Raw genomic sequence first — 5,962 nt, forward strand, 5'->3', positions numbered from 1 at the left:
CAGCATTAACCAGTGGGAGAAGTTGAATGTCTTCTTGCAAGACGGTCGGCTCGAGATCGATAATAATCGAAGCGAACGCTCGATTAAACCGACCGTTATCGGCCGTAAGAACTTCCTCTTCAGCAATACGCCGCGCGGGGCCAAGGCAAGCGCAACCATCTATAGCATTGTGGAAACAGCGAAGGCGAATGGTCTGAAGCCGCAAGCCTATCTGCAGTATCTGTTCGAACAGTTGCCGCAGCTTTCAGATTCGACAGACTCAGAAGCTTTGGGTAAACTGGCTCCTTTGTCGCCGTCATTGCCCATTATCTGCCGATTATTTACGAAATAACGAAAGCGGACAGCCCTCTCTATCGAATGGAGGGCTATTCGGCGTTTCGTCATCCTATTTGGCTTCCATTCCAATACCCATATCCTAAATCGTGTCTTGATGTGTGCTGGATTTGACGCTTACTTATTATCTATCTGAGTTAAGTCAAACGAACAACATAAAGAGAAGCTTATCATTGGAATCTTAGGGCACAACCATTCATTTGTATTTTATTTCATTCTGTTGAGAAACACGGAAAACCTATCATGCTTTTATTTTCAACACTCAAGATGCCTGTTTTTAGTTACATCTCATGTAATTTATTGTAGAATAATGTTGTTAGATATTTCTAAAATTAGGAAGGTGATAATTTTGTTTGGAAAGTATAAAAACACAGATGGAGAGTTAAAAAAGTATTTCTTAGAAGATAGGCCACTCCAGAAGATAAATGACGATAAGTTTCAATACAACCAGGTGGCCGAAATTTTATTTGATCTTCTCAAACAAAATAATTTTCCCACCCATATTGGTTTATTTGGTTCTTGGGGATCTGGGAAAACTTCCGTAATTAAACTATTGGAACGTATTCTCGAAGCTGATAAATCTTACGGAGGCAATTTTATAATTAAAACAATAAGTGTATGGAAATTCGCAGATGATGCTCCGTCCTTACATAGAAAAATTGTACGAGAAGTTCAAACAGAGCTTGAAGTCCCTGATGAAGAAGGATTGATTAATGAAACTACAAAAATCGAAAGTATTACTGGCAAAGGATTGTTTGCAATCTTGTTTGTAAATAGTAAATTGTATAGATGGTCAACCATTGGCTTTCTCTTTATAGTAATGATTTCAATTGCTTTATCAATTTTATTAAATGACACTACGTTCACCGCATATATTTCGACCTTTATCTCGGTCTCTACAATAGGACTAGTCCTTGGAGCATTAAAACTATTTATTGGTTCCTATCAGCGTGGAAGTCAATCTAGCGTTAGAACAATCCCATTAACTCACGGAGATCAATATGAAGCAAGATTTAAGGCAAGTGTGGGAAGATTTTTAGAAAAAAATCGAGGAAGAAATTTAGTTCTCGTTTTTGATGACTTAGATCGACTGCCCCCCAAACAATTACTTGCAGCTTTAAATACAATCAAAACGTTCCTTCATTCAAAAAATTGTGCGTTCATTATTCCTTGTGATGAGAAGGTTCTGAGAAACGGCATCAAATCTGCTTTTGAGCAAAAAGATATATTAGAGGATAAGGACTCCAATTCCGATGATAAATACGTATCGGAGTTTATAAATAAGACTTTTGACTATCAAATCCATTTGCCAATATTAGAACAAAAAAACATGAAGAGGTATGCAAGACAATTGCTAATAGATCAAAAAATCGATTGGATTAACGATCAGGAAATAAACATTGACAAAGTGCTTGGCATATTAATCTATAGTTCAATAAAAACTCCACGCCAAGTAAAAGCTTTATTAAATTCATTTTCTTCCAACTGGCAGTTGGCAAAAAAACGAGATAATTCATCTGGTAAGAAATTACTTTCATCTAATCCTTTAGCTGTTGCAGTTTTCACAGTACTTCAGACAGATTTTCCTGAGTACTACTTGAAGTTAATTTCTGACCCATACCTCATAATACGTAATGATAGCCGTACTGATGTACTTAATGCTTTCTTAACAAGAGTTAATAAATGTATACCAAAAGATGATCCAAGACCTTTTATTTATTTTAGTAATGAAAAGTTAAATCCCATTACAGGAAAACCAGAATTGAAAAAAATCAAAGAATATTTAATTAATGCCCAATTAGATCTATTTGTAGCTGCATATGAAAAGCTTAATGACTTAGATCGGGGGATATTGCTTTCTTCTGTCATTGCCGATTTTGATGATGATCCAGGGATTGAGGTTGAAAACTGTATTAAAACTTTAATCGAATCGCAAACTAACCTTGACGTTATTTCAGATATGGATATCAATAATTGGGATCTGCTTCTTAGAGATAATATGGACACGCTATTGGAATTTCCTCCATCAAAAGTCTGTGGTATTTTAAAGCATTTAACTTATGACAGTTCAACATGGGTCGAATATGGGATGAAAATTAATGTTTTAGAACATTCGGGAGATATATTGCTTCTGTGGATTGAAAAACCTGATTATATTAACAAGCTAGCAATATCTAATTTGGGGGGGGAAATTGAAGATGCATACATTGAAAACAACGATGGATATTCTTTAGCCGCATTCATATTTGAGGTTTCATCGGAGCACAGTATTATGAATTCATTCGACTGGATAAAAATCCTAAAAGAATCACTAGACACTAATGTAGTTCCTGAATATACATTATCTAATTGGTTAAGAGAATGGTCGAATAAAACACACAAATCTATAGACGTATCTTTAATAAACGAATTACTTAAAACTTATGACTTCGAATCTGATTCCTTCGTTGAATGCATTGGTCAATTATGGTGTGAGCGTTATACTCGAAATGAAGAGGATCTAGTTAATTTAATACATATCATGGAGCATGAGAATTTTTGTGGATTTACTGAAAACGATTTTGATAATATTAATAGTTTTATAAGTGAGGCACCTTATAAGAGAATTCATGATGTTGTAAGACCTATTTTGGATAAATGGTGGGAAGATAAGCGCTACGAAAAAGCAGTAAATTTCATAAATACATTTTCAAAGAGCCCAGGGACGCCAGGTTTTTGTGAGAAAAACTTCAATTTTGATCTTGATGACAGCACTCAAAATGTTTTCTTGGATACAATTGTTAATCGAGCTAAAAATTTATCTAATGGCATTCCAAATATTACTGAAGTATTAAAATCAGAGAATAATAGCTCCGCGACCGAACATAGAAATTCAAGGACTCCCGAAGTAATAAATACGTTATTACAATCAAAAAAATTAAAAGAAGCGTTAATATCCATTAAGGAGGAGTTCATGCAAATTACTGACAACGTAATTTGGCTAAATTGGTCTGAGCAAGTTGTAAGGGATCGGCTTGAGATCGTTTTTTTACTATGGGGTGAAGATGAAACTGCAAAAGCTTGGCTATTCGATAGTATTAATTATTTAGTAAATGTATCGAAAAACATCATTCATTCTCGTCGTCCATATAGTAGTAATGCCTCACGGTACATCAACATTTTTGTTCAATTTATGTGTAACAAGTATAAAGAAGAGAATTGGGATCAAATACTTACCAATTGGGTAAGCATACCTACGCATAACAACACCAGCTTAAAAATTGACTTATTTGCGATTTTGGATTCCACAGCAAGAGCAGAAATAATAGGTCATTTAAACCATAGATGTACCGTAGGGTGTGATGCATATAATACATTAATGGTGCAATATTTTGATCCTTCCCTTAGTTCGCATCGGGAAGCAATTTCTACACGTTGGGAAGTTATTAGCTCTGAAAATAGGAAAATGAAAATTGAAGAGTTTTCTAGCAATAATGAAAATGGCGAGCAGGAGAAAGTCATAAAGTTAATATTGAATCAGATTGAAAGAAATCCACTCACAATATATCTAGATGAACTTATCAACTGGAGCATTAGGGATAATCTAAGAAAAACATTCACTTATACTCTATTAAGTAATCTACCGTATAATACTGTAGCTGAATGGGTTAATAATGCTATGGATAGCATGAATAAAGAAGGTTTTAATAAGTGGAGGAGCCAAATCATTGAGGCTGCCATTAGCCAAAAGAAAATTAACATCCGAGATTATGAAAACATTTATAGAGTAGCATTAGGCTTAGGAAAAGAAAGAGCAAAACTTGCATTACAATTACTATTGGCAACTAATTTGACTAAAATTGAAACCAGAAAATTTAGAGATGCAATAATTGATCTTGACAATGATTATCCTGACTATGTGAATCAGTTTGGCTTTAGATTTAAGAGAAGAAAGTAATACCTTCACACAGAAATCGCCGTTTTACCAATTCGAATTCTTATATAGTAAGCTATTTGCATATGAAATTCACGTTGGATTCGCAATGCAGGTCATCTCTGCGATTCGCAAATTTGTCCATATGACGCCTCCTTCCAATCTCTGAGTTAACAAAAAGAATGGCCATGCCGAAGAAATAATTCCTTCAGCATGGCCATCACTTACCAACTTTGATGTAATTTAAAATATTCCGACCAATGGCCATATACTGAAATACGAACCTTGGTCGACTTTTGAATCCCATTGCTGTACGTGACAAAGAATACAAAATCATAGTATCCCTTGCTTATCTTCTCCAGCGACTTGTCTGCATTCGCATTTCCGATAAATCCAGACCAGTCCAGGCTATTTACCGATTCAAGCTGTGTATTCCCAATACCAACAACGGACACGTCCACTCTTGTTGCCTTCGTTGCACTTGTGCCGGTATTTGTGGTTTGGGCAGCTAAAACAAAACGTTCACCAGCCCAGAATGTAGATGCTGATCTCTCATGCCCTGGATTAGCTTCATTCCAGTCCAAACGATGCTGTTCCCATTCCTCTGTATGAATGACTTGAGCCGTAATTCCAAGCTCCTGTACACTCACCTTCTTATTAACGACTACAGCCGGTGCTTTGCCATCACTAACAGTCATTCGCATTTGCCAATTGCCTATCTGCAGCATTGGCATACTCGGTCCTGTAGACGGATAGTTAGAGCCGGTCGGCTGCAAACTGTAATCGTATGTCGTTTTGTTCCCGCTCGGATCCGTCAGCTCGTACAGCACGCTGAGTGTATCCCCGTCCGGATCAGTAACTGCTGTGCGGAAGTTTACCGTGTCTCCTTCGTATACCGGCTGCGGCGACCAGGTGAAGTCTGCTGTCGGCGGCTGATTCGTTTCAATATAGAAGTATTTCGCCGCGCTCCAATCTCCCCAGTCATAGCCGTCATAAACGCGTACCTGCACATACATATTCACATGCTCCGGAAGATCGGAGCTTGCCATCCAATTCAGACCGTCGCCGTCCTGCACTCCCGAATCAAGCTGCATAATGCCGCCGTAGCGATACACGCGCACTTGGTATCTTAACTGCTCGTCCCCATCGGCGTCCGCATAGCTCCACTGGAATTCCGGCCGCAGCACCGTCAGCTTCGTCGGACTGTTCTGATTCGTACTCGCCGGCACCGCCACACTCGCTGTTGGCTTTCGATTCACAATAGCAATCTCGTGCTCAATCTGTGCCGTCGCCCCAGCAGAATCCTCGACAAGCTGCCTGATCGTGTAAGCGCCTAGCGTATCGAAGCTGGTTGACCAGCTTGTTCGCGACGTACTTTTAATCGTTTCCGCGCTATTCGTTGTTGTATTCTTCACATAGTAGGTATGCGGCAGCTGCGTGCGATCGCCATCCTCTGCATCGCTGGCGGTCGAATGAATCGTTATCGCATCTCCCCGATAGGTACTCGTCTTCGATGTCGTGAAGCCCGGCGTTGGCGGCGTGTTTGGCGTTGCAATCTGCCCGATGGTCAAATACTCCACATGGTACTCGCTCCACGCGCCGTACTCATCCTTGACGGCCATCCCGATTTCATAGGTTCCGGTTTCCTGCGGCGCGACTAGCTTCTCCGCTATATAAGCTCCGCTAGGCGTGACATGGTAAAAGCGCTTCTCCATA

3 protein-coding genes are annotated in these 5,962 nt (G+C 38.9%); 2 read left to right on the plus strand and 1 reads right to left on the minus strand.

Features of this window, described 5'->3' with window-relative positions:
• Both HFP08_RS28580 and HFP08_RS28585 read left to right on the plus strand, forming a co-directional pair.
• A partial coding sequence (locus HFP08_RS28580) for an IS66 family transposase (RefSeq protein WP_168124041.1) occupies window positions 1–331 on the plus strand: 331 nt, incomplete at its 5' end.
• A gap of 351 nt (window positions 332–682) precedes the next feature.
• The gene (locus tag HFP08_RS28585; RefSeq protein ID WP_168124042.1) at window positions 683–4,270 is read left to right on the plus strand and encodes a KAP family P-loop NTPase fold protein; all 3,588 of its coding nucleotides are present in this window, start codon (window positions 683–685) and stop codon (window positions 4,268–4,270) included.
• A gap of 200 nt (window positions 4,271–4,470) precedes the next feature.
• Here the strand turns inward: HFP08_RS28585 and HFP08_RS28590 are convergent.
• A partial coding sequence (locus HFP08_RS28590; RefSeq protein ID WP_168124043.1) for a glycoside hydrolase family 78 protein occupies window positions 4,471–5,962 on the minus strand: 1,492 nt, incomplete at its 5' end.

The sequence above is a fragment of the Paenibacillus sp. HB172176 genome (genome assembly GCF_011947265.1).
Classification (GTDB): domain Bacteria; phylum Bacillota; class Bacilli; order Paenibacillales; family Paenibacillaceae; genus Pristimantibacillus.